A 25,047-nucleotide genomic window follows, 5' to 3' on the forward strand; every position below is an offset into this window, starting at 1 on the left:
TGTAGAATTATGTTTAAAGAAATCGGGAGTGATTGTATTGGCAGAGGATGAAGAGTTTCAAAAATTAATCAAACGGATTAATGAGTTAGCACACAAGGCTAAAGCTGAAGGATTAACGGATTTAGAAATTATCGAACGTAAAGAGTTGCGACAAAAATATTTAAAACGGTTCCGAGCTGGATTTAAGAGCCAAGTCGAAATGATGCGTATCTTTGACAAGAGCGGTAAAGAAGTTACGCCAGAAAAAGTAAAAAAAGTTCAACGTAAAAAGGGTTTAAGAGATGATTAAATTCAATTTTTCTGTTTTATAATGTCATTTTAATCTTTTCTTATTTAAAATTAATGCTAAAATGAGAGGTATGGAGAAATAAATCGATACTACCTCTTTTATTTTGTGGATATTTTGTGTACTATGAATTAGTATACATATTTGTTAGGAGGTTAGGACTTTGTCAACTGGAATTTGGATTGTAATTGTTATTATCGCGTTATTACTTGGGGCAGTCGGTGGTTTTTTTGCTGCTCGTAAATATATGGAAAGTTATCTTAAAAATAATCCTCCGATCAATGAAGAAATGTTGCGGACTATGATGTTGCAAATGGGACAAAAACCATCGCAAAAGAAATTGCATCAAATGATGAATTCAATGCAGAACCAAGCTAAACATCAAAAGTAGTTTTAAACAATTTTATTAATGATAAAGGACAAAGATTATTTTTGTCCTTTTTTTGTTGCCAAAAATTGGGGAATATGACTTTTAGCTAGTTATAAATAGGAGGGGCAGTCGTGTCAATTTTTCGAAAATTGGGTTGGTTTTTTAAAATAGAAAAATGGAATTATTTAATTGGCGTTATTTTTCTCTTGCTTGTCGCGGTTTTAAATGTTATTCCGCCAAAAATCATTGGTAATTTAGTTCAAGAAATCAGTACCAGAGGTTTAACAGGTTTTTCTTTAACAATTTCACTACTAATTCTTGCTGCTGTGGGCTTTTTACAATATATTTTCCGGTACACATGGCGGTCACGGATTTTTGGCGGAGCTGCACGCCTTGAAAAAACGCTAAGAAGTCGGTTATTTAACCATTATATGCAAATGGATCAAACTTTTTATCAGGAGCACCGAACTGGTGATTTAATGGCCCACGCAACCAACGATTTACAGGCCATTCAGCAAGTAGCAGGGTCTGGAATTTTGTCGTTTGCGGATTCAATTATTACTGGGATTACAACCATTATTGCAATGATGGCATTGGTTGATTGGCGCTTAACCCTATTAGCTATGATTCCATTTCCTTTGTTAGCGATTAGTGCCGGTTACTTGGGAACCAAGATCCATATTGCTTTCCGAAAGTCACAGGCAGCATTTTCACGATTAAATAATAAAACCCAAGAGAGCATCATGGGGATTAAGGTCATCAAATCCCTTGGACAAGACCAAGAAGATATTGATGATTTCAAAAAGTTAGTTGACCAAACAATTCAAATTAATCGAAAAGTTAATATGTTGGACGCACTTTTTAATCCAATGACAACTGTTTTAATCGGGATTTCTTACATGATTACTTTGGTTCTTGGTGGTTCATTTGTTGTTCACAATGTGATTAATATTGGTCAATTGGTTTCTTTCATTTCCTACATTACGATGTTGATTTGGCCAATGTTTGCGATTGGTAACTTGTTCAACATTATGGAACGTGGAAATGCAAGTTATGACCGGGTTAATTTATTACTCCACGCTAAGTCAAGCATTATTGATGATAAACATGCGGTTCAAAAACGGGCAACTGGTGATCTGGACTTTAATATTCAGTCTTTCACATACCCGGGAGATGAAAATAGCAGTTTAAATGATGTGCACTTTAAACTTCCCGCTGGAAATACAATTGGTCTAGTTGGGAAAGTTGGAACTGGAAAATCAACATTGATGAAATTGATCTTACGCGAGTTTGATGATTATAAAGGAGCTATCACCGTTGGCGGAATTAATATCAAGGACTATGCCTTGAATTCATACTTACCTTCTTTAGGTTATGTGCCAGAAGAAAGCTTTTTATTTTCGGATACAATCAAAAACAATATTCGATTTGGTGATTTTGATGCGACGGATGATGAAGTTGTTGCGGCCGCAAAAAAGAGTGATCTGTACGCGGATATTTTAGATCAGCCAAATCAATTTGATACTGAAGTTGGGGAACAAGGAGTATCACTATCAGGAGGCCAACGGCAACGTTTGGCAATTGCTCGCGCTTTAATTATTAATCCCGAAGTCCTTCTTTTAGATGACGCTTTATCTGCAGTTGATGGAGAAACTGAGCATGCCATTTTACAGGAACTTCGCCAAGAAAGGAAAGATAAAACTACTATTATTGCGGCTCATCGGTTAAGCAGTGTAATGAATGCGAATGAAATTTTGGTTCTAGATAATGGAAGAATTATCCAAAGAGGAACCCATTCACAATTGGTTAGTCAACCTGGTTGGTATCAAGACATGTTCCATCGTCAACAAATGGAAACAAAAATCGAAAAAGAAGGTGACTTAAGTGCAGAATAAAAAAGAATCAATTTGGTCGCACACAATGACTACCAAAGAGCAGTTTCACACGATCAAACGGATGACGCCGTTCACAAAGCCTTTTTTGAAGCAATTTCTCGTTGCAATTGTTTTTGCGGGTATTGTGAGTGTGATTAACATTTTGTTACCTCGCTTAATTCAGTTTTATATGGATCATTACTTGGTTCACACATCGACACCGCTTTCAATTATGTTTTTGTTTGCTGGACTTTACTTTTTAGGTGCAGTTTTGCAGGCTGTTTTTCAATTTGGCCAAACGTTTCTTTATGCAATGGGAGCTGAAAGAACTTTGGAGCGTGTCCGCGTGTTGCTTTTTCAGAAACTACACAAATTAGGTATGAGCTATTTTGATGCAACTCCAGCAGGTTCAATTGTATCGCGAGTTACTAATGATACGATGAGTTTGCAAGACTTTTGGACTTTATTTTTAACGTTGATTGTTGGCGTTTTTGGTATGGCTTCAGCATTGGTTGCCATGTTTACGACTAGTGTGAAAATCACATGGGCAACATTAGCCTTGCTACCGTTTTTAGTATTTATTATCTGGTTTTATCAAAAATATAGTTCAACAGTGTATCGTCGAATGCGCGAAAACCTAAGTCAATTGAATACTAAGATCAGTGAATCGCTTGTGGGAATTGGTGTTATTCAACAGTTTCGCCAAGAAAAACGAATTGAATCAAAATTTGAAAAAACAAATAATGACTATTTATTCGCACGTTTTTCAATGATTCGCATGAACTCGTTGCTGCTTAATCCGATTATCAATTTGATGTATGCGTTGGGAGTTGTTATTGCACTTGGGCTGTTTGGAATTGATGCGTTCAAAAATCCTGTGGCTGCTGGTGTGATTTATGCGTTTGTAAGTTACATCGATAGCTTTTATAATCCTATGTCATCCATGATGGACTATTTGTCTACTTTCCAAGATGGTCTGGTTGCCAGCACCCGAATTTTAAGAATATTGGACAATCAGAGTTTTGAACCTAAACAAAATGTAAAATCAGATTTGAAAATTACTGAAGGAAAAATTGAGTTTAAGCATGTCACTTTTTCCTACGATGGTGAAAACGATGTTTTGAATGATATTAATTTCACTGTGAATCCAGGGGAGACAGTAGCGTTAGTTGGTTCTACTGGAAGTGGCAAGAGTTCCACAATTAATTTGTTGATGCGTTTTTACGAATTTCAATCGGGTCAAATATTAGTTGATGGACACGACATTCGCGAGTATGCACCAGAGGAATTACGCAAGAAAATTGGGCTAGTTTTACAAGAGCCGTTTTTGTTTTATGGCGATATTGCTTCAAATATTCGAATGTATAATGATGAGATTAGCGATGATGATATCCGGCAAGCAGCACGATTTGTCCAAGCTGACAAGTTTATTGAAGAATTGCCTAGGGGGTATCATAACAAGGTGATTGAACGTGGTGCTGAATATTCGGGTGGTCAACGCCAGTTGATTTCATTTGCTCGTACCATTGTGAGTGATCCTAAGATTCTAATTTTGGATGAGGCAACTGCTCATATTGATACAGAAACTGAAGACATGATTCAAGGTAGTTTAAGAAAGATGAGTCAGAGTCGAACTTCGCTGGTGATTGCGCATCGATTATCAACAATTCAAGATGCTAACCAAATCTTAGTTCTAAAGCATGGCAAAATTATTGAACGAGGCACTCATGATGAATTGTTGGCTAAACACGGTATGTATTATGATATGTACGAGTTGCAAGGAAATACGCAATTTGACGGCTAACTAAAGGTTGAAACTACAAAAATTTATCTTGTTGCTTGATACGAAAACGTTCATGGCAGCAAAGTTAGATAAAATGCCGTCTTCCAGCAAAATTGGCCTGGAACGTAGTGGGTTTAGGCCAAGCTTGGGGCCGAAAGTCACGTCTCCAAGCTCGGCCTAAACCCACTAAGATAAACGACACTGCTGATCCCATTTGTTTCTAGACTAAATCTAATCTCTGCAAGCAACACACTGATATAATAATTTTGATACTTTCAACCTTTAGATGCCTAATAAAAAATCTGTAAACAGTGCTAGATTTAACTGTTTACAGATTTTTTATTTTTTAGAAACATCCACATATTTAAAGTCTGGATTGATCTCTTTATCAAGCTTATTGAATGCATTTTGAAGTTGTGCATCAAGTGCATTACGACCAGCTTCATCCATCCGTTGTTTGCGATCGATTTGAATGGGTTCTCCAAAATTTACCGTTGCCCTTTTTCTAGAAAAAAGTGTTTTAAATGTTAGGGGACCTTGATACACAGTGGGGATAAGTGGCACATTTGCCATCTTGGCAATGACTACAGCACCACCCTTTAAATGTTGCGTATGACGTGATCCGGACGGAAAGATAATCATGGATAATTTTCCTTGCCGAAGAATATTAACGGGTGTTTTGATTGCTGAAGGACCTGGATTTGTTCGGTTTACTGAAAAAGCATAGCAGTGGACCAGTATCCAACGAATAATTGGGTTTTTGAATAGTTCTTCTTTAGCCATGAACGAAAATTTCTTTGGACTGGCTGCCAGCGCGTAATAAATTGGATCAAACCAGGTGCGATGGGGTCCAACTAAAATGTAAGACCCTTTTGGAAGATTTTTGCGATTTAAGTAATGGGGACGTCCATTGATAATGTATAATAATACTCGTATTAAAACTCTTAAAAATGAATAAACCACTATATGATTCTCCTGTCATACTGAATTAATAGCTTAAGTATGAACAAAAACCAAAATTGTTGCAAGTAATGAATAAGAGGAAAAAATGAAAGATACCGATATTTTAAAGAAAAACGAAAGAATTGATCAGCTTTACAGTCAGGATATTAAAATAATTCAAAGCCCAGATGTTTTCTCGTTTTCATTAGACGCTGTTTTGTTGGCGAGTTTCGCTGAATTAAAAAACTCGCCAAAAACTAAAGTGATGGACTTATGCGCGGGTAATGGCGCCGTGGGATTATTTGCGAGTCAAAAGACAAAGGGATCAATTGACCAGCTTGAATTACAACATAGGCTTGCAGACATGGGTGACCGAAGTATTCAATTAAATCAGCTAGGAAATCGTGTCAAAATGTATAACTTAGATCTTGCAGACACCTTCCAAAAGTTTAATAAAGATTCTTATGATTATGTGCTTTGTAATCCACCATATTTTCGCAATCAGACTACCAGTAAGAAAAATCCTAATCCTTATCTGGCAATTGCACGACACGAGGTGAAAACAACCCTTAATCAAGTTTTGAAGGTATCTTCAGGTCTATTAAAAATGAACGGCAAGTTATTTTTAGTTCATCGCCCGGACCGTTTTTTAGAAATTTTAGAAACCTTAAAACGAAATCGACTAGCACCCAAAAGGATTCGATTAGTCTATCCACGTCCGCATAATGAAGCCAATATGGTTTTGATTGAAGCGATTAAAGATGGACGGCCAGATGGAATCCGATTCATGGATCCGTTGTATGAATATGAGGGTGAAGAATACTCGCAAGAGGTTAAAGGATTTTTATATGGAAAAAAATAAAAATCGTCAGTATTTCTTTTATGTTTTGTTATGTGCGGATGGCACTTTGTATGGAGGATTTACTGTGGATGTAAAAGCCCGTGTGGCAACTCACAATGCAGGAAAGGGCGCTAAGTACACGCGCATGAAAAAACGCAGACCAGTGCGTTTGATATACTATGAAACTTTTGACAACAAACATGACGCTTTGAGTGCCGAGTACCATTTTAAACATCAAGCTAGAGAAAACAAACTAGAATTTTTACATGAACATGGTGTTCAAGTACATTGATTAGGAAAGTTAACTTTAATTTTTATCGATGTGCTATACTAAAGATACATTTGTTAAGGAGGAATTTTTGTAATGAAAATTATTGCTTATGGTATTCGTGATGATGAAAAACCATATTTGGATGAATGGGTTAAAGACAACAGTGTTGAAGTAAAGGCTGTTCCAGAGCTTTTAACTGAAGACAATATTGATTTAGCCAAGGGTTATGATGGGGTTGTTGCTTATCAGCAAAAACCTTATACTGATGGCATCTTTAAGAAGATGGATGAATTTGGAATCCATGCATTCTCCTTACGTAATGTTGGTGTTGATAATGTACCAGTTGAATCCGTTAAGAAATACAATATCAAAGTTTCTAACGTACCTGCATACTCACCAAGCGCAATCGCAGAATTATCTGTTACTGGTTTGATGTCCTTATTACGTCGTATCCCAACATTTGAAGATAAGATGTCTAAGGGTGACTTCCGTTGGGCTCCAGACATTGCTCAAGAACTCAACGAATTAACTGTTGGTGTCGTTGGTACTGGCCGTATTGGTCGTGCTGCAATGGACATCTTCAAAGGCTTCGGTGCTAAGGTTATTGGCTATGATGTTTTCCGTAATCCTGAATTGGAAAAAGAAGGAATTTATGTTGACACCTTGGACGAAATCTACGCTCAAGCTGATGTCATTACATTGCATGTTCCTGCTTTGAAGGATAACTATCATATGTTGAACGATGATGCCTTCAGCAAGATGAAAGATGGCGTTTATATCCTCAACTATGCTCGTGGCTCACTAATTGATACTGATGCATTGATTCGTGCCCTTGATAATGGTAAGGTTGCTGGTGCTGGCCTTGATACCTACGAAAATGAAGTCGGTATCTTTGATGTTGACCATAAAGGTGAAAAGATTACTGATGATGTTTTCAATAATTTGTTTGCTCGTGACAATGTTTTGATTACACCACATGCAGCATTCTATACAACAAAAGCTGTTAAGAACATGGTTCAAATTTCATTAAACAACAACAAGAGCTTCATCGAAAATGGTAAGGCTGACAACGAAGTTAGCTTTGACTAATTTGATTAAGTACAATTGATTCAAAGAGTTTACACATTATTAAGGTGTGTAAACTTTTTTTTGCTCTGAACGGCATAAAAATGAAAGTATTACTTGCGTTAAATGCGCATTTTCGGTATACTTATTGCTGGTGTTAAACCAAATTCACACCCAGTTGGATGATTTGACCAGTGCTCATTGAGTTCTCAAATCAAAGGAAAATTGGGAAGGAAAAAACTATTGGAGGTATTTTTATTATGGCAGTAATTTCTATGAAGCAATTGCTTGAAGCCGGTGTTCACTTTGGTCACCAAACACGTCGTTGGAATCCAAAGATGAAGCCATACATTTTTACAGAACGTAACGGAATTTACATCATTGACTTACAAAAAACAGTTAAAATGATTGATTCTGCATACAACTTTGTAAAAGATATTGCAGCAAACAATGGTGTTGTTTTATTTGTTGGTACGAAGAAACAAGCACAAACTGCAATCGAAGAAGAAGCTACACGTGCAGGTCAGTTTTATGTTAACCATCGTTGGTTAGGTGGAACTTTAACTAACTGGAACACAATTCAAACTCGTATCAAACGTCTTAAAGATCTCAAAAAAATGAATGAAGACGGTACATTTGAACGTTTGCCAAAGAAAGAAGTTTCTCTTCTTAACAAACAAAAAGACAAGTTGGAGAAGTTCTTGGGTGGTATTGAAGATATGCCACATGTTCCAGATGCTATTTTTATCGTTGATCCTCGTAAGGAACAAATCGCGGTAAAAGAAGCTCGTAAGTTGAACATTCCAATTATTGCTATGGTAGATACGAATACAGATCCTGATCAAATTGATGTTATTATCCCATCAAATGATGATGCTATTCGTGCTGTTCGTTTGATTACTTCAAAAATGGCTGATGCCGTTATTGAGGGCCGTCAAGGTGAAGATCAAGACGATGCTCAACCAGCAGCAACTGAAAGTGCAGCTCCTGTTAAAGAAGCAGCAATTGACGTTTCGACAGATTCTCTTGAGAATCTCAAAAAAACTGTTGAGGGCGGATCAGACTCTGCAAAATAGTTAATTATTAGGCTGTCGTAAGTCTCGACCTTTTTGGCCTGAGATTGAGATGGCCTTTTTAATGGAATTTAGAATTTACTAAAAGGAGGCCATAATTATGGCAAGTATTTCTGCATCACAAGTTAAAGAGTTACGTGACAAAATTGGTGTTGGTATGATGGATGCTAAAAAAGCATTAGTCGCAACTGATGGTGATATGGATAAGGCAATTGATTTTCTTCGTGAAAAAGGGATTGCCAAAGCTGAAAAGAAAAGTGATCGAATCGCTGCTGAAGGCTTAGCCGATGTTGAAATTCATAATGATCAAGCAGCTATTGCTGAGGTTAACTCAGAAACTGACTTTGTCGCTTCCAATGATCAATTTATTGACTTAGTAAAAGCAGTTACTTCTCAACTTGCTTTGAGTGCTCCTGCATCTATCGAGGATGCTTTGAAGCTTGAAACCGCTAAGGGAACAGTTAATGATGACATTATTGAAACCACTCAGGTGACTGGTGAAAAAATCACTTTACGTCGTTTTGATGTTGTTAAAAAATCTGAAAACGAACATTTTGGTGCTTATTTACACATGGGTGGTAAGATTGCTACCTTAGTTGTATTGGACGGTGCTGATGATGATACTGCTAAGGACATTGCTATGCACGTTGCTGCAATTAATCCTAAGTATGTAAATCGTAGTCAGGTTCCCGCTGAAGTCTTGGATCATGAACGTGAAGTTTTGACCAAGGAAGCTGAAGAAGAAGGAAAGCCAGCAAAAATTATCGATAAGATGGTAGAAGGCCGACTTAACAAATTCTTAGCAGAAATTAGTCTTGATGATCAAGATTTTGTTAAAGATCCAGACCAAACAGTTGCTAAATATGTGGCTTCAAAGGGTGGAAAGGTTAAATCATTTATCCGTTATGAAGTTGGTGAAGGTATCGAAAAGAAATCTGCTAACTTTGCTGAAGAAGTTAAAAAAGAAATGGGTAAATAGGCTAGTTCTTAGTCCTTACTTACAGTTTTAGGTGTTTTGTGAAAACAAGACACCTTTTTTGCTACATAGAAACGAACTATTTACTAAATTAGCGAATAGATGGCTCTATTGGCTAATTTTATGATAAACTAGAACGGAAGAAACGAGGAGGAAACACCATGACAGAAGTTAAATATAAACGGGTAATCATGAAGCTTAGTGGCGAAGCACTTGCAGGCGATAAAGGATCAGGAATTAATCCACCTGTTATTAAAACAGTAGCTCAAGAGTTAAAAGATGTTCATGATATGGGCGTTCAAATTGCAATTGTTTGCGGTGGCGGTAATATGTGGCGTGGTGAAACTGGTGAACAAATGGGTATGGAACGCGTTCAAGCTGACTATATCGGTATGTTAGCTACAGTAATGAACGCGTTGGCCTTGCAAGACAGCTTGGAATCGTTAGGTGTTCCCACTCGTGTTCAGACGGCAATTGAAATGCGTCAAATTGCTGAACCATACATTCGTCGGAAGGCAGTTCGTCACTTAGAAAAAGATCGGATTGTCATTTTTGCAGCTGGTACTGGTAGCCCATACTTTTCTACTGATACGACCGCTGCATTAAGAGGTGCAGAAATAAATGCGGACGCTATTTTAATGGCTAAGAATGGTGTTGACGGAATTTACTCTGCAGATCCTAACAAAGACGCTTCAGCTACCAAATATGAAGAGTTGACACATATGGATATTATAGATAAGGGACTTAATGTTATGGATACAACTGCAAGTTCCCTATCTATGGAAAACAATATTCCGTTGGTTGTTTTCAATTTAAATCAACCTGGAAATATTAAAAAAGTTGTTGAAGGCCAGAAAATTGGAACTACAGTAAGGGGAAAATAATATGGCACAAAATGAAATTATTAAAAAAGCACAAGACAAAATGGCAAAGGCTGAACAGGCATTGCAACGTGAGCTAGGAAATATTCGAGCAGGACGCGCTAATGCTAGTTTGTTAGATCGAATTAAGGTTGATTATTACGGAACACCGACACCTGTTAATCAAATGGCTTCAATCAGCATTCCAGAGGCTCGAGTAATTATGGTGACACCTTATGACAAATCAGCTTTAAAGAACTTAGAACAAGCAATTTTAATGTCAGATTTAGGTATTAATCCATCAAATGATGGTAGTGCAATTCGATTAGTTATTCCTCAGTTAACTGAAGATAGACGTAAAGAATTAGCTAAAGACGTTAAAGCTGAAGGTGAACGCGCTAAAGTAGCAGTCCGTAATGTGCGTCGCGATGCAATGGATGAGCTTAAAAAAGGCGAAAAAGATAGTACCTTTACAGAAGATCAGTTGCATGATTTAGAAACTCAAACACAAAAAGTTACGGATGCCGCAATTAAAGCTGTTGATGGAATTGTAGCAGATAAAGAAAAAGAAGTTTTATCTGAGTAATTTTAATGACTAATTGACACAAAGAGCCTGAATTATCAGTGCTGTTTGTGTTTTTTTATTATCAATTTTAATTTAAAATTGAAGAACTAGTAGCTTTTTTTTGCTAGGAATGTTAACTTCTGAAGAATTCTGCTAAAATAGACATTATGCATGAATATGAGATGGAGTGGTAAAGTGTTCTCTAAAAATACTCAAAAGGGTAAAGACGAAAAGCTTTCTTTTAATACCTTAGATGATCATAATATTCCCAGTCACGTAGCTATTATTATGGATGGTAACGGAAGATGGGCACAGAAACGGCATTTGCCGAGAATTGCGGGACATCGGGAAGGCATGAACACCGTGAAGAAAATTACGATTAGTGCTAGTAAGTTAGGCGTGAAAATTTTGACTTTGTACGCTTTTTCTACGGAAAATTGGAAACGGCCATCTGCAGAAGTAAGTTTTTTAATGCATTTGCCAACCGACTTTTTCGATACTTTTGTACCAGATTTAATTAAACATAATGTTCGCGTGAATGTAATGGGATATATTGATCAGCTACCAGACTATACACAAAAAGCCGTGAAAAATGCAATTGCAGATACGGAAAAATGTACTGGAATGGTGTTAAACTTTGCGCTTAACTATGGTGGTAGAGCGGAAATTGTTACCGCTGTTCAAAAGATTGCAGCCCAAGTGGATCAGAATAAAATTAGCCCTGAAGAAATTACGGATAAGACAATTGATTCGATGTTAATGACTGCGGAATTAAAACCTTATTCCGATCCGGATTTGTTAATTCGAACAAGCGGGGAAGAAAGAATTTCTAATTTTTTACTTTGGCAAATTGCTTATAGCGAATTAGTATTTACGGATCAATTGTGGCCAGATTTTTCTGATGCGACATTAAGAGATTGTATTTATGAGTATCAACAAAGGAATCGTCGTTTTGGCGGTTTAAAATAAGGGAGTTTATAATATGAAACAACGTGTGACAACAGCAGTTATTGCCTTGATTATCTTTATTCCGGTTATTGTTTACGGAGGTTGGCTCATCGACATCGCCGGCATAGTGCTTGGATTGATTGCTGTTAATGAAGTTTTAATGATGAAAAAGTTACTTTTGGTTTCTCCGGAAGCAATTATTGCAGACATAGGTGTCTTTTCATTAATTGCACCACTTAGTTGGTTTGGCTGGTTGCCACCCCAAATTGATCGTGTTTTTGTTTTCTTCTTGTGTGTACTTGCGTTATTGATTCGAACAGTTGTTAGTCGCAATCGTTTTTCTTTTGACGATGCGGGTGCGGTCACTTTAGCGATGTTGTACATTGGGTTTGGTTTTTACTACTTTATAGCGGCTAGAGGTGTTGGGTTGTCCATGTTGTTATATATTTTGTTTGTCATTTGGTCAACCGACAGTGGAGCTTATATGATTGGTAAGCGGTTTGGAAAAAATAAACTGGCTCCCCATATCAGCCCAAACAAGACTTGGGAAGGTTCTATTGGGGGGACTGTTGTGGCTACAATTATCGGTTCCGTATTTTTAATTTTTTATCCAACCCAATATAATTTCATTTTAATGGTCTTGTTAACGTTGATATTCTCTATAACCGGTCAATTTGGTGACCTAGTTGAATCGGCCTTAAAACGTTACTTCTCCGTGAAAGACTCTGGTAATATTTTGCCAGGTCACGGTGGAATTCTCGATCGTTTTGATAGCATGTTACTTGTCTTACCGATTATTCATTTATTCGGATTAATCTAATTAAGTGAGGTTTGCCATTGATACAAACGATTATTACATTCATAATTGTATTTGGTATTTTAGTGATTGTTCATGAATTTGGTCATTTTTATTTTGCCAAAAAGTCTGGGATTTTAGTGCGTGAATTTTCGATTGGAATGGGTCCTAAAATCTATTCTTATTCTAAGAATGCGACCACATATACCCTTAGAATTTTGCCGGTTGGTGGTTATGTGCGCATGGCAGGATTAGAAGATTCTGGTGAGGAGCTGAAACCGGGGATGCCAGTCAGCTTAATTACTGGTAAAAATGGAAAAATCGAGACAATTAATACTAGTCACGATACAACTCTTTTAAACGGCATTCCTGTTGAAGTGACGAATAGCGATTTGGAGACTGAGCTTTGGATTGAAGGCTACGAAAATGGTGACGAACAAAACTTAAAGCGCTATGAAGTTGACCATGATGCATCCATAATTGAAAGTGATGGAACCAAAGTTCGAATTGCACCTAAAGATGTTCAGTTTCAATCTGCAAAGTTATGGCAACGAATTCTTACAAATTTTGCTGGGCCAATGAATAACTTCATTTTAGCAATCATTGTTTTTGCCCTTGTTGGTATTCTCCAAGGAGCAGTCCCAACCAACTCCAATCAGGTTTCTGTTGTCTCAGACTCAATCGCTGCAAAAGCTGGTTTGGAAACTAATGATCAAATTGTGTCAGTTGCAGGGCAATCCACAAATTCGTGGACAGATTTGCAGGACACAATTTCTAGTCGACCAAAGAAAAAAACAAAAATTGAAGTTAACCGAAATGGAAAGAAATTAACTTATACTTTAGTTCCGAAGTCGGTTAAGGGAAATGAAGGACAAGTTGGCCAGATAGGGATTGAAAGTTCGATGACACGCAATCTTGGCGCTCGCATTATGTACGGTTTTACTGAAACTTGGAAATTGACAACTATGATTTTCACACTTCTTGGACACATGATAACGCATGGATTTAGTGTGAACGATTTTGGTGGACCAGTTGCTATTTATGCACAAACTTCTGAGGCAGCCAAACTTGGCTTTGTTTCGGTGCTGACCATGTTGGCTTATCTGTCACTAAACCTTGGAATTGTTAATTTGATTCCAATTCCCGCATTAGATGGCGGGAAAATTTTATTGAACTTTATCGAAGGGATCCGTCGTAAACCATTAAAGTCAGAAACGGAAGGTATAATTACCCTCATCGGTTTCGGACTTTTGATGCTTTTAATGGTTGCTGTAACCTGGAACGATATTCAACGGTATTTCTTTAAATAATAACTACTAACGGAGGAAAATATGAAACAATCAAAAATGTTAATTCCAACTTTGAAAGAAGTTCCAAATGATGCTGAAGCTAAAAGCCATCAAATGATGTTACGGGCTGGGTATATTCGTCAGGTATCTGCCGGGATGTATGCGTATCTACCACTCGCATTTCGAACAATTGAAAAAATAAAAAAAATCATACGTTCTGAAATGGAAAAAATCGATGCGGTAGAAATGCTAGTGCCTGCTGTTTTACCCGCTGAACTTTGGGAGAAGTCAGGACGATTAGAAACATACGGGCCAGAGTTGTATAAATTTAAGAATCGTCATGATCGTGATTTTATTCTTGGCCCAACACATGAAGAAACCTTTACAACTTTGATTCGGGATGAAGTTAAATCTTATAAAAAATTACCCCTTACTTTGTATCAAATTCAAATGAAATATCGGGATGAAGATCGCCCTCGTTATGGATTGCTTCGTGGCCGTGAGTTTTTGATGAAAGATGCTTATTCGTTCCATGCTGAGACGGATAGTTTGGACAAAACATTCCGTGACATGGAAAAGGCTTATCAAAATATTTTTGATGCTTGTGGTTTAGATTACCGAGAAATTGTTGGTGATGCTGGTGCAATGGGTGGTAATGATTCAAAAGAGTTCTCTGCAATAGCTCCTGTTGGTGAAGATACGATTGCCTATTCAAAAGAAAGTGATTATGCCGCTAATTTAGAAATGGCAAGCAGTAAATATGTAGATGATGTTTCTGCAGGTGAAGAACCAATGACATTGGAAAAGGTTGCGACACCAAATGCTAAGACAATTGAGGAAGTTGCCAAATTTCTGGACGTTGACTCAAAGAAGCTCATTAAGACGTTATTGTACATTGCCGATGAAAAACCAGTTCTTGTCTTAGTTCGTGGTAACGACCAAGTTAATGAAGTTAAAGTTAAAAACTTTTTGAATGCTGGTGAGTTAGTACCTGCAAATGATGATCAAGCTGAAAAGTATTTAAATGCTGATTTTGGTTCCTTAGGTGCCGTTAATGTGGATGCTGAAAATATCACAATTTTAGCTGATTTTTATGTCAAAAACATGGTAAATGCAGTTACTGGAGCTAATGAAAATGGATACCACTATAAGAATGTAAATATCGATCGTGATTTGAAGGTTAATCAATTTGGTGATTTCAGAACAGTTCAAGAAGGAGAACTTGCACCAGATGGGAAAGGTAAGCTGCACTTTACCAAGGGAATCGAAATTGGTCATATTTTCAAATTGGGAACGCGTTACTCAGATGCTTTGGGTGCCACCGTTTTGGATGAAAACGGACGTGCTAAGTCAGTTATTATGGGTTGCTATGGAATTGGTGTTAGTCGATTGTTATCTGCAATTGCAGAACAAAAAGCAGATGACCATGGTTTAGTTTGGCCAAAGAATATTGCACCATTTGATGTTCATGTTGTTCCAGTTAATGCTAAGAATGACGAGCAGATGGCCTTAGCCAAGCAAATTGAAGAAACAATGACTGAAGCAGGTTATGAAGTTTTGGTTGATGATCGGAAAGAACGTGCTGGCGTGAAGTTTGCTGATTCTGATTTAATTGGTATTCCTGTTCGGATTACGGTTGGTAAAAAATCTTCAGAAGGTATTGTTGAAGTGAAATTACGTAAAACAGGTGAAACCTTGGAAGTTAAAATTGAGGAATTGAAAAATTCAGTTGGCATTCTTCTGAAGGATGAAAACTAGGAAACGTTACCAACAAATGAGTTAATATAACGGCAAGTTGATGAAGGATTCAGTCTATATATCAATTTGCCGTTATCTTCATGATTATTAGTTTTTGTAAAAAAGGGAAGGAATCAAATCTTGAGTCTAAATTCTAATGAACAATTTAAAAAACTTCTCGAACAAATTAATTATCCGGAACCAAATGATCCGAGTTTTGTAAATGCGGAGGTTAAGAAAGTTGTTGTTCATCAAAAATCGAAGGTATGGGAATTCTCTTTTAAATTTGAGGATTGTTTACCCTTTGCAGTTTTTCAACAACTTGATAATCATTTACAAATCGCCTTTAAATCGATTGCACGAGTTGCTTTTAATATTCAGACTTCAAATGCCAAGTTGGATATTCGTTTAATTGATAATTATTGGGAATGGATTGTGAAAAATAGTCATATTTCATCTCCGCTCACACAAGAATTATGTGGACATAATTTACCAAGCCTGAATGACGGTAGAATTTTGTTTGCGGCGCAAAATGAAGTGGTTCAAAATTTTTTAACCACCACAGCTTTGGGACCAATTGAAAGTTCTTATCAACAATATGGATTTCCTGAGTTTTCAATCCACACAATTGTCGATGAGTCCGATTCACAAAGTATGATTGAAGAATTAAAGGCGAAAAAAGAGAAAAACGATGCAATTTTGGCACAAAAAGCATCGCAGGCAATTCTGAAACAAGATGAAAAACGACAAAAAAAACAGGCTAGTGGTATTCCAGATGGGGGGCCTGTTCGCATTGGTAAACAAATTAATCCTGATGAAGCTATCACCCGATTAGAAGATATTACCCAAGAAGAACGGTCAGTTGTTGCGGAAGGCTATATATTTGATGCTGAGGTCCGAACCCTGCGTTCTAAGCGACAGTTGTTAATATTTAAGATCACAGACTATAGTTCTTCCATTACAGTCAAAAAGTTTTCAAAGAATGAAGCTGAAGAACAACTCTTTTCTACTATTCAAAAGGGACTTTGGGTTAAAGTGCGTGGAACAGTTCAAGAAGATACTTTTATGCGCGACTTAACTTTGAATGCTTATGATGTAATGGAGATTAGTCATGCAACCCGGCAGGACAAAGCACCTGAAGGTAAAAAACGAGTGGAACTTCATTTGCATACTAACATGAGTCAGATGGATGCGACCAACAATATCACGGACTTTGTTCAACAGGCAGCAAAATGGGGACAAAAAGCGATTGCCGTTACTGACCATGCTGGCCTGCAAGCATTTCCTGAAGCATATGCCGCAGGTAAGAAGAATGGCGTTAAAGTTTTGTATGGGGTTGAAGCCAATTTGGTAGATGACGGTGTGCCAATTGGTTACAATGATAAAAAAATCCCGTTAAAAGGGACCACCTACGTTGTATTTGATGTGGAAACAACTGGCCTATCAGCCATTTACGATAAAGTGATTGAGTTGTCGGCCGTGAAAATGCAGGATGGTAATGTGATTGACCAGTTTGAAGAGTTTATTGATCCTGGCTTTCCATTATCTGAATTAACTACGAATTTAACAAGTATTACAAATGAGATGGTCCGTGGATCGAAATCTGAAAAAGACGTCTTTACGTTATTTAGAGAGTTTTATGGGGATGCCATCATTGTGGGTCATAATGTGACCTTCGATATTGGTTTCATGAATACTGGGTATGCTCGTTATAACATGCCTCCAGTAACAAATCCGATTATTGATACCTTAACCTTGGCTCGTTTTTTGTATCCAACACTTAAAAGTTATCGTTTAAATACACTGGCTAAAAAATTTGGCGTCAGTTTGGAACACCATCATCGAGCAATCTATGATGCTGAATCTACTGGCCACCTTTGTCATTTGTTTTTAAAAGATGCTGAAGATCGGTATCATATTAAGTACCACAGTCAGTTGAACGACCATATGACGGAAAACGATGCTTACAAACATGCCCGGCCTTCACATGCTGTGCTTCTTGCAACCACTCAGGCAGGTTTGAAAAACTTGTTCCGCTTAGTATCACTTTCTAATGTGCAATATTACTACAGGGTACCTAGAATTCCTAAGTCTGAACTATCACGACTTCGTGATGGTATAATCGTGGGATCTGCATGCAGTAGTGGCGAAGTTTTTACGGCCATGATGCAAAAAGGTAAAGAAGAGGCCAAACAAAAGGCTAAGTTTTATGATTATTTGGAAGTGATGGCAAAGCCAGTTTATCAACCAGAGATTGAGCAGGGTCTCATTCAAGATAATCGTCATTTGGAAGAGATTTTATCAAATATTGTCGCTCTCGGTACTGAACTGCACAAACCGGTTGTAGCGACTGGTGATGTGCATTACTTGAATCCTGAAGATTACATTTATCGAAAAATCTTAATTAATTCTCAGGGTGGTGCTAATCCACTTAATCGTTCAACATTGCCAGATGTGCATTTCCGGACGACAGATGAAATGCTTGAGGAATTTGCCTTCTTGGGGAAACAAAAGGCCGAGGAAATTGTTGTCACTAATCCTGCTAAAATTGCAGACATGGTTGACGAAATCAAGCCAGTTAAAGATAAACTATATACTCCCAAAATGCCTGGTGCTGAAAATAGAATTGAACAACTGACAATGGATAAAGCTCATGAACTTTATGGTGATCCATTGCCACGGATTGTAAAGGAACGTTTGGATAAGGAACTAAAGAGTATCATTGGGAATGGATTCTCTGTTATTTATTTAATTGCACAACGGCTTGTACACAAAAGTAATAAAGATGGTTACTTAGTTGGTTCTCGGGGATCAGTTGGCTCCAGTTTAGTGGCGACGATGTCTGGTATTACGGAGGTTAATCCATTACCACCACATTATCGATGCCCTAACTGCCAATACACAGAATTCTTTACTAAAGGTGAATATGGATCTGGATTCGATTTGCCTGATAAAGTTTGTCCTAAATGTCAAACACCATTGGTTGGGGATGGGCAAGATATTCCATTTGAAACTTTCTTAGGGTTCAAAGGGGATAAAGTTCCTGATATTGATTTGAATTTTTCTGGAGACTACCAGCCAATTGCCCATAACTATATGCAGGTTTTGTTCGGTAAGAAAAATGTATTCCGTGCGGGAACAATTGGAACTGTTGCTGATAAAACAGCCTATGGTTATGTAAAAGCTTATGAACGTGATTCTGGGAAAACTTTCCGAAATGCAGAAATTGATCGGTTGTCAAAGGGGGCTACCGGCGTAAAAAGAACCACTGGTCAACATCCAGCGGGAATTTTGATTGTCCCTGATTACATGGATATTTATGACTTTACACCGATTCAATATCCAGCTGATGATCAAACTGCAGCGTGGGAAACGACGCATTTTGATTTCCATTCAATTCACGACAATATTTTAAAAATGGATATTCTGGGTCATGATGATCCTACCATGATTCGTGCCTTGCAAGATTTATCAGGGATTGATCCTAAAACGATTCCGACGGACGATCCCGGTGTTATGAAACTGTTTTCTGGGCCAGAAGTTTTAGGTGTTACTCCTGAACAAATTCAGTCGAAAACGGGGACTTTCGGCGTTCCGGAATTTGGGACTCGATTTGTGCGGGGAATGTTGGAAGAAACCCATCCAACCACCTATGCCGAATTACTTCAAATTTCTGGACTTTCTCATGGAACCGATGTGTGGTTAGGAAATGCTGAAGAATTAATTAAAGCAGGGACGGCAACCTTGAAAGATGTGATTGGGTGTCGTGATAATATCATGACCGATTTAATTCATTATGGTATGGATTCCCAAACTTCATTCCAGATCATGGAGAGTGTGCGACATGGCCGCGGAATTCCTGATGGTGATGAAGAAAAGATGAAACAATCAAATGTGCCAGACTGGTATATTGATTCCTGCGGGAAGATCAAATATATGTTTCCACGTGCACATGCTTCTGCATATGTTTTGATGGCTTTAAGAATTGCCTATTTCAAAGTTTACTTCCCAATTTTATATTACAGTGCATATTTTAGTGTGCGGGCAGACGATTTTGATTTAGTTTCTATGTCTCATGGTAAAGATGCTGTTAAAAGTGCAATGAAGGCTATTAATGATAAAGGGATGGATGCGTCTACTAAAGAAAAAAATCTTTTGACTGTTTTGGAATTGGCTAATGAGATGATAGAGCGCGGGTATACGTTTAAAATGGTGGACGTCAATAAGTCAGATGCCTCACAGTGGTTAATTGATGGAAACTCCCTATTAGCTCCATTCAACGCGGTTCCGGGACTGGGATTGAACGTGGCTAAACAGATCGTGGCGGCTCGTGAAGATAAACCATTTCTTTCAAAAGAAGATCTGTCTAAACGAGGCAAGGTTTCAAAGACCTTGATTGATTTTATGACAGAAAATGGTGTTTTGTCGGATTTACCAGATGAAAATCAATTATCGTTGTTTGATATGTAGCTTATTTGTACGTTATTAAGCGATATGTTATACTTATAGTGAATCTAATTGCGGCAAGTGAGTGAGCAGAAAATGCTCACTCTTTTTCTTGAAAATATTTGAATTTTATTGGAGGTTTAAGTTTGGCGAGTGTTGTAGAAACAGTACAAAAGGAAGTAGAACCCCTTATTGAATCCCACCAGTTTGAGTTGGTGGATATAGAGTTTGTTAAGGAAGGTAAAAGCTGGTATCTTCGTGTTTATATCGATAAACCAGGTGGGATTACAATTGAAGATTGCGCTGAGGCTAGCGATCAGATCAGTGAAAAGCTAGATAGTTTAGAGCCGGATCCATTTCCTCAGGCCTATTTTCTTGAAGTTTCTTCTCCCGGAGCTGAACGGCCCATTAAAACTTCGAATGATTGGCAACGAGCAGTGGGACGGTATGTGCATATTTCGTTGTATGCCCCAATTGATGGCCAAAAAGTTTTTGAAGGAACTTTAGATGATTATTCAGGCACAACAATAAAACTAACTTACATGAATAAAACAAGAAAAATTACTAAACAATTTGAGGTTAAACAAATTGGATTTGCGCGTTTTGCAATCAAGTTTTAAAAAGGAGAATTTAAAATGAGTAAAGAAATGATTAGTGCCCTCAATACTTTGGAAGAGGAGAAGGGGATTAAGAAGGAAGTTGTCATTGAGGCCTTAGAAGCTGCCTTGGTTTCGGCTTATAAACGAAACTATGGACAGGCTCAAAATGTGGATGTAGAGTTTGATGACAAAAAAGGCGATATTCATGTATATGCAGTTAAAGAAGTTGTCGATGAGGTTTTGGACGATCAACAACAGGTAAGCCTAAGTGATGCGTTAAGCATTAACAAGGCTTATGAACTAGGTGATCACATTAAGTTTGAAGTGACTCCTAAAAACTTTGGTCGAATTGCTGCTCAAACAGCCAAACAAGTTATTTTGCAACGGGTTCGCGAAGCAGAACGGGAAATCATTTATAATAAGTACAGTGAATATGAAAATGAAATCGTGACTGGTGAAGTTGCTCGTCGCGATAATCGTTTTGTCTATGTTGATCTTGGTGGTGTTGAAGCTGTGATGTCTAAACAAGATCAAATCCCAACTGAAAGATATGAACCGCATGATCATATTAAGGTTTATGTGACAAAAGTTGAAAATAGTGGCAAGGGTGCACAAGTATTTGTAAGCCGAAGCACACCAGATTTGTTGAAGCGGTTGTTTGAACAAGAAGTTCCGGAAATTTTTGATGGCACAGTTGAAATTGTTTCAGTGGCTCGTGAAGCCGGCGACCGTGCGAAAGTTGCTGTCCGTTCAACCGATCCAGATATTGATGCTGTTGGAACCTGTGTGGGTCCCAGAGGTCAACGTGTTCAGACCATCGTTAATGAGTTAAACGGTGAAAACATGGATATTGTTGAATGGGAAGATGATGCTGCTAAGTACATTTCCAATGCGTTGAACCCAGCTGAAGTTGTCGATGTCTTGTTTGACGAAGAAAATGAACGGACCTGCATGGTGATTGTTCCAGATTATCAACTTTCATTAGCAATTGGTAAACGCGGACAAAATGCCCGTTTGGCTGCTAAGTTGACTGGTTATAAGATTGATATAAAATCAGAAACTGATGCCAAAGATTTAATGGAAGAACCTGAAGAGGACGACGTCACAGAATCAGATTCAGAAAGTGAAGATAATCAATAATAGTTGATTAGGAGGCTCGATAACTATGAAGAAAAGAAAAATTCCGTTACGTAAAGATATTGTAACGGGTGAGATGTTCCCCAAAAGGGAATTAGTTCGAGTTGTCAAAAATAAACAAGATGAAGTTTCTTTAGACCCAACTGGGAAAAAGCCAGGTCGTGGAGCTTACATTGGGTTAGATGTGAAAATTGCCAAAAAGGCAAAAGATGAGAGAACTTTTGATAAAACATTTAAGATTAAGGTTGCTGATGAGTTTTACGATGAACTTATTGCTTATGTAGATCATCAACAAGCTCGAAAGGAACTTTTCAAAGATGAATGATAAAGATCGGTTTTCCAATTTGCTCGGACTGGCACGAAGAGCGGGAAAATTGATTTCTGGGGAACAACAAGTGTTACAATCAATTCGAAGCCAAAAAGCTAAATTGATTGTCGTTAGCACAGATTTAGGTGCAGCGACCCAGAAAAAAATCTCTGATAAATGCACAACTTATCAAATCCCATTATTAGCTTTTATGACTCGTGAAACATTAAGCCAGGCTATTGGCCAGTCAAGGTCAGCTGTTGCAATTGAAGATCAGGGATTTGCAAAAGCTTTATTGAAATTAAATATTGAAGAAGGAGCGTGAAGATATGGGGAAAAAACGCATATATGAATTAGCTAAGGAAATTAATGTATCTAGTAAGGATATTATTGCCAAAGCTAAAGCGTCTGGTTTTGATGTTAAAAACCACATGTCTACCCTTGGAGAGAATGAAGAACGCCAAATTCGACAATCATTCGCTACAAAAAATAACCAAAAATCTGAAACACCAAAGAAGAAGCCAACTATGTATCGGTCAGCAAAAACTGGTAAAACAGTCGTTGAACGTGCATCTGGCCACAAACAGGAGACTAGTGTGCAACATAAAACTACTCAGACATCACAAAGACCTCAAGAAACAAAATCTGTAAATAATAACCATAAGACGACTGAACAAACACACAATCGTCCGGCTAGTCAAACAGGTTCTAATCGCCCGCAACACCAAAATCAGAGTGCTAATAACGGCTCACATAGCCAAAATCGCTCTAGTCAACAAAATCAATCGCGGACTAACTCAAGAAATAATCAAAATAGTACTCAGAATCGTAATTCACAACAACGGTCCACGCAGAGCAATTCTTCAAATGCGGGGAATCGTTCATCAAATAATAATAATCGATCAAATACAAACAACCGGTCAAATAGTAATTCGCAGGGTTCTTCAACTTCAAGAGATAGTCGTCGTGGAAATTCACAGGGGAATCGCAATTCAAGTTTTGGCCGTAATAATAACCGGTATAATAACCGTGGTCGATACAATAAGAAGAGTAAGAAGAATGGTCGTTTACGTCAAGTAGATAACAAACCAGCACCAACAAGAAAAAATAAGCCATTACCAGAAGTTTTTGAATACAACGATGGAACGAACGTAGCCGAAATTGCTAAAAAAATTCATCGTGAGCCAGCAGAAATCATCAAGAAGTTATTTATGCTTGGCGTGATGGTTAATCAAAATCAAACCCTTGATAAGGATACGATTGAAATTTTAGCCGCAGATTACGGAATCAAGGCTGAGAAAAAAGAAGTTGTTAATGTTTCTGATATTGACAAGATGTTTGAAGAAGAAGCTGAAAATACTGACCACCTTGAAAGCCGTCCTCCCGTTGTTACAATTATGGGACACGTTGATCATGGTAAGACAACTTTGCTGGATAAGTTACGTCATAGTCATATTACTGCTGGTGAAGCTGGCGGGATTACTCAGGCTATTGGTGCCTATCAGTTGAAGCATGATGGTAAGTTGATTACCTTCTTGGATACACCAGGACATGCTGCATTCACTGAAATGCGTGCTCGTGGTGCTGATATCACAGATATTACCATTTTAGTCGTGGCAGCCGATGATGGTGTTATGCCACAAACTATTGAAGCTATCAATCATGCGAAGGCTGCCAATGTACCCATTATTGTCGCTGTTAACAAAATTGATAAACCTGGTGCTAATCCAAAACACGTTATGGAACAGTTGACTGAATATGGATTGGTTTCTGAAGACTGGGGTGGTGATACGATTTTCGTTGAAATTTCGGCTAAATTTGGTAAGAATTTGGACGAATTACTAGACATGATCTTACTTCAAGCCGAAGTTATGGAATTGAAAGCAAATCCAGAACAAAATGGAGCTGGCTCTGTAATTGAAGCCAGTCTTGATCCTGGTAAGGGTTCAATCGCAACTGTTTTAGTTCAGCAAGGAACTATGCGTGTTGGTGATCCAATTGTGGTTGGTAGTACCTTTGGTCGCGTTCGAACAATGACAAATGAATTAGGCCGTCGTGTAAAAGAAGCTACGCCATCAACCCCAGTTGAAATTACAGGTTTGAATGATGTCCCTGAAGCTGGTGACCGTTTTGTGATCTTTGATGATGAAAAATCGGCTCGTGCAGCTGGTGAAGAACGTGCCAAAGAATCATTGATGGAAGAACGCCGTGCAAATAATCATGTCACTTTGGATAACTTGTTTGATTCTCTTAAAGAAGGAGAAATGAAGGAAGTTGACCTTATCATTAAGGCTGATGTTCAGGGTTCGGTTGAAGCTCTGTCTGGCAGTCTAAAGAAGATCGATGTCAAAGGCGTCCGGGTAAACATTATTCATACCGCTGTTGGTGCAATTAATGAAAGTGATGTGGCGTTAGCTGAAGCCAGCAATGCCATTATCATTGGTTTCAATGTTCGTCCAACTAATCAGGCTAAGCAGTTGGCAGATTCTTCAAATGTGGATATCCGTTTACATCGAGTTATCTACAACGCAATTGACGAAGTAGAATCCGCTATGAAAGGGATGCTTGAACCAACTTACAAGGAAGTCATTACTGGGCAAGTTGAAGTTCGTCAGATCTATAAAGTTTCCCATGTTGGAACTGTTGTTGGTGGTTATGTGACGGAGGGCTATATTCAAAAGGATAGTGGCGTTCGTTTAATCCGGGACAGTGTTGTAATTTACGAAGGGAAATTAGCCAGCTTGAAACGATTTAAAGATGATGCTAAACAAGTCAAACAAGGCTTTGAATTAGGTCTTACAATTGATGGCTATAATGATATTAAAGTTGATGATGTCATCGAAGCCTATATCATGAAAGAGGTTCCTGTAGAATAGGAGGAT

22 protein-coding genes are annotated in these 25,047 nt (G+C 37.9%); 21 read left to right on the forward strand and 1 reads right to left on the reverse strand.

The window, feature by feature from the left end; translation table 11 throughout:
* Positions 1-37 precede the first annotated feature (37 nt).
* The 4 genes from PPA04_RS01475 to PPA04_RS01490 all read left to right on the forward strand — a co-directional run bounded on the left by PPA04_RS01475 (position 38) and on the right by PPA04_RS01490 (position 4,334).
* Complete coding sequence (locus PPA04_RS01475; RefSeq protein WP_057782641.1) at positions 38-289, forward strand: DUF896 domain-containing protein; 252 nt, start codon at positions 38-40, stop codon at positions 287-289.
* Positions 290-449: 160 nt separating this feature from the next.
* Positions 450-677, forward strand: coding sequence for a YneF family protein (locus tag PPA04_RS01480; RefSeq protein ID WP_057782644.1), 228 nt, complete (start codon positions 450-452; stop codon positions 675-677).
* A 110-nt stretch (positions 678-787) separates the two neighbouring features.
* A complete protein-coding gene (locus tag PPA04_RS01485) occupies positions 788-2,551 on the forward strand; it encodes an ABC transporter ATP-binding protein (RefSeq protein WP_057782646.1) in 1,764 nt (587 codons plus the stop codon).
* On the forward strand, positions 2,541-4,334 hold the full coding sequence (locus tag PPA04_RS01490) for an ABC transporter ATP-binding protein (RefSeq protein WP_373295122.1): 1,794 nt from the start codon (positions 2,541-2,543) through the stop codon (positions 4,332-4,334). The genes PPA04_RS01485 and PPA04_RS01490 overlap by 11 nt, the downstream gene beginning before the upstream one ends.
* 318 nt (positions 4,335-4,652) lie before the next feature.
* Here the strand turns inward: PPA04_RS01490 and PPA04_RS01495 are convergent, their stop codons facing one another.
* Positions 4,653-5,276, reverse strand: a complete 624-nt coding sequence (locus PPA04_RS01495; protein WP_057782648.1) for a lysophospholipid acyltransferase family protein — start codon at positions 5,274-5,276, stop codon at positions 4,653-4,655.
* A gap of 85 nt (positions 5,277-5,361) precedes the next feature.
* Here PPA04_RS01495 and PPA04_RS01500 point away from each other — a divergent pair, with 85 nt between their 5' ends.
* From PPA04_RS01500 to infB, 17 genes are all read left to right on the forward strand, one after another.
* Positions 5,362-6,117 (forward strand): tRNA1(Val) (adenine(37)-N6)-methyltransferase, encoded by a 756-nt coding sequence (locus tag PPA04_RS01500; RefSeq protein ID WP_057782650.1) that lies wholly within the window; start codon positions 5,362-5,364, stop codon positions 6,115-6,117.
* Entirely contained in the window at positions 6,104-6,388 is a 285-nt protein-coding gene (locus PPA04_RS01505) for a GIY-YIG nuclease family protein (RefSeq protein ID WP_057782651.1), read from the forward strand. Before PPA04_RS01500 ends, PPA04_RS01505 begins: the two co-directional genes overlap by 14 nt.
* Positions 6,389-6,460: 72 nt before the next feature.
* On the forward strand, positions 6,461-7,456 hold the full coding sequence (locus tag PPA04_RS01510) for a D-2-hydroxyacid dehydrogenase (protein ID WP_057782653.1): 996 nt from the start codon (positions 6,461-6,463) through the stop codon (positions 7,454-7,456).
* A 236-nt stretch (positions 7,457-7,692) separates the two neighbouring features.
* The gene (rpsB, locus tag PPA04_RS01515; RefSeq protein ID WP_057782655.1) at positions 7,693-8,508 is read left to right on the forward strand and encodes a 30S ribosomal protein S2; all 816 of its coding nucleotides are present in this window, start codon (positions 7,693-7,695) and stop codon (positions 8,506-8,508) included.
* Positions 8,509-8,605: 97 nt separating this feature from the next.
* Positions 8,606-9,484, forward strand: a complete 879-nt coding sequence (tsf, locus tag PPA04_RS01520; RefSeq protein ID WP_057782657.1) for a translation elongation factor Ts — start codon at positions 8,606-8,608, stop codon at positions 9,482-9,484.
* A 158-nt stretch (positions 9,485-9,642) separates the two neighbouring features.
* Positions 9,643-10,365 carry a UMP kinase gene (gene pyrH / locus PPA04_RS01525; RefSeq protein ID WP_057782659.1) on the forward strand — a complete coding sequence of 241 codons (723 nt, stop codon included), beginning with the start codon at positions 9,643-9,645 and terminating at the stop codon, positions 10,363-10,365.
* Between the two features lies 1 nt (position 10,366).
* The gene (frr, locus tag PPA04_RS01530; protein WP_057782661.1) at positions 10,367-10,927 is read left to right on the forward strand and encodes a ribosome recycling factor; all 561 of its coding nucleotides are present in this window, start codon (positions 10,367-10,369) and stop codon (positions 10,925-10,927) included.
* Between the two features lie 174 nt (positions 10,928-11,101).
* Positions 11,102-11,875 (forward strand): undecaprenyl pyrophosphate synthase, encoded by a 774-nt coding sequence (gene uppS / locus PPA04_RS01535; protein ID WP_260266885.1) that lies wholly within the window; start codon positions 11,102-11,104, stop codon positions 11,873-11,875.
* 13 nt (positions 11,876-11,888) lie between these two features.
* A complete protein-coding gene (locus tag PPA04_RS01540) occupies positions 11,889-12,674 on the forward strand; it encodes a phosphatidate cytidylyltransferase (protein ID WP_057782665.1) in 786 nt (261 codons plus the stop codon).
* A gap of 17 nt (positions 12,675-12,691) precedes the next feature.
* Positions 12,692-13,960 carry an RIP metalloprotease RseP gene (gene rseP / locus PPA04_RS01545; protein WP_057782667.1) on the forward strand — a complete coding sequence of 423 codons (1,269 nt, stop codon included), beginning with the start codon at positions 12,692-12,694 and terminating at the stop codon, positions 13,958-13,960.
* A gap of 21 nt (positions 13,961-13,981) precedes the next feature.
* Positions 13,982-15,697: a proline--tRNA ligase gene (locus PPA04_RS01550; protein WP_057782669.1), complete on the forward strand. Its 1,716-nt coding sequence runs from the start codon at positions 13,982-13,984 to the stop codon at positions 15,695-15,697.
* Positions 15,698-15,817: 120 nt separating this feature from the next.
* A complete protein-coding gene (locus tag PPA04_RS01555; RefSeq protein WP_057782671.1) occupies positions 15,818-20,146 on the forward strand; it encodes a PolC-type DNA polymerase III in 4,329 nt (1,442 codons plus the stop codon).
* Positions 20,147-20,268: 122 nt separating this feature from the next.
* Positions 20,269-20,742 (forward strand): ribosome maturation factor RimP, encoded by a 474-nt coding sequence (rimP, locus tag PPA04_RS01560; RefSeq protein WP_057782673.1) that lies wholly within the window; start codon positions 20,269-20,271, stop codon positions 20,740-20,742.
* Positions 20,743-20,757: 15 nt separating this feature from the next.
* On the forward strand, positions 20,758-21,861 hold the full coding sequence (gene nusA, locus PPA04_RS01565; RefSeq protein ID WP_057782675.1) for a transcription termination factor NusA: 1,104 nt from the start codon (positions 20,758-20,760) through the stop codon (positions 21,859-21,861).
* A gap of 25 nt (positions 21,862-21,886) precedes the next feature.
* Positions 21,887-22,183: an RNase P modulator RnpM gene (rnpM, locus tag PPA04_RS01570; protein ID WP_057782677.1), complete on the forward strand. Its 297-nt coding sequence runs from the start codon at positions 21,887-21,889 to the stop codon at positions 22,181-22,183.
* Positions 22,176-22,490 carry a L7Ae/L30e/S12e/Gadd45 family ribosomal protein gene (locus PPA04_RS01575; protein WP_057782679.1) on the forward strand — a complete coding sequence of 105 codons (315 nt, stop codon included), beginning with the start codon at positions 22,176-22,178 and terminating at the stop codon, positions 22,488-22,490. The genes rnpM and PPA04_RS01575 overlap by 8 nt, the downstream gene beginning before the upstream one ends.
* A 4-nt stretch (positions 22,491-22,494) precedes the next feature.
* Entirely contained in the window at positions 22,495-25,041 is a 2,547-nt protein-coding gene (gene infB / locus PPA04_RS01580) for a translation initiation factor IF-2 (protein ID WP_057782681.1), read from the forward strand.
* Positions 25,042-25,047 lie beyond the last annotated feature (6 nt).

Origin of the sequence: Pediococcus parvulus (genome assembly GCF_007990205.1) — a bacterium.
GTDB classification, from domain to species: Bacteria; Bacillota; Bacilli; order Lactobacillales; family Lactobacillaceae; genus Pediococcus; species Pediococcus parvulus.

Excerpts from the sequence above, each read along its gene's own strand:
- PPA04_RS01500 (WP_057782650.1), top strand. The coding sequence starts at position 5,362 with ATGAAAGATACCGATATTTTAAAGAAAAACGAAAGAATTGATCAGCTT.
- PPA04_RS01505 (WP_057782651.1), top strand. The coding sequence starts at position 6,104 with ATGGAAAAAAATAAAAATCGTCAGTATTTCTTTTATGTTTTGTTATGT.
- PPA04_RS01510 (WP_057782653.1), top strand. The coding sequence starts at position 6,461 with ATGAAAATTATTGCTTATGGTATTCGTGATGATGAAAAACCATATTTG.
- rpsB (WP_057782655.1), top strand. The coding sequence starts at position 7,693 with ATGGCAGTAATTTCTATGAAGCAATTGCTTGAAGCCGGTGTTCACTTT.
- tsf (WP_057782657.1), top strand. The coding sequence starts at position 8,606 with ATGGCAAGTATTTCTGCATCACAAGTTAAAGAGTTACGTGACAAAATT.
- pyrH (WP_057782659.1), top strand. The coding sequence starts at position 9,643 with ATGACAGAAGTTAAATATAAACGGGTAATCATGAAGCTTAGTGGCGAA.
- frr (WP_057782661.1), top strand. The coding sequence starts at position 10,367 with ATGGCACAAAATGAAATTATTAAAAAAGCACAAGACAAAATGGCAAAG.
- PPA04_RS01540 (WP_057782665.1), top strand. The coding sequence starts at position 11,889 with ATGAAACAACGTGTGACAACAGCAGTTATTGCCTTGATTATCTTTATT.
- PPA04_RS01550 (WP_057782669.1), top strand. The coding sequence starts at position 13,982 with ATGAAACAATCAAAAATGTTAATTCCAACTTTGAAAGAAGTTCCAAAT.
- nusA (WP_057782675.1), top strand. The coding sequence starts at position 20,758 with ATGAGTAAAGAAATGATTAGTGCCCTCAATACTTTGGAAGAGGAGAAG.
- rnpM (WP_057782677.1), top strand. The coding sequence starts at position 21,887 with ATGAAGAAAAGAAAAATTCCGTTACGTAAAGATATTGTAACGGGTGAG.
- PPA04_RS01575 (WP_057782679.1), top strand. The coding sequence starts at position 22,176 with ATGAATGATAAAGATCGGTTTTCCAATTTGCTCGGACTGGCACGAAGA.
- infB (WP_057782681.1), top strand. The coding sequence starts at position 22,495 with ATGGGGAAAAAACGCATATATGAATTAGCTAAGGAAATTAATGTATCT.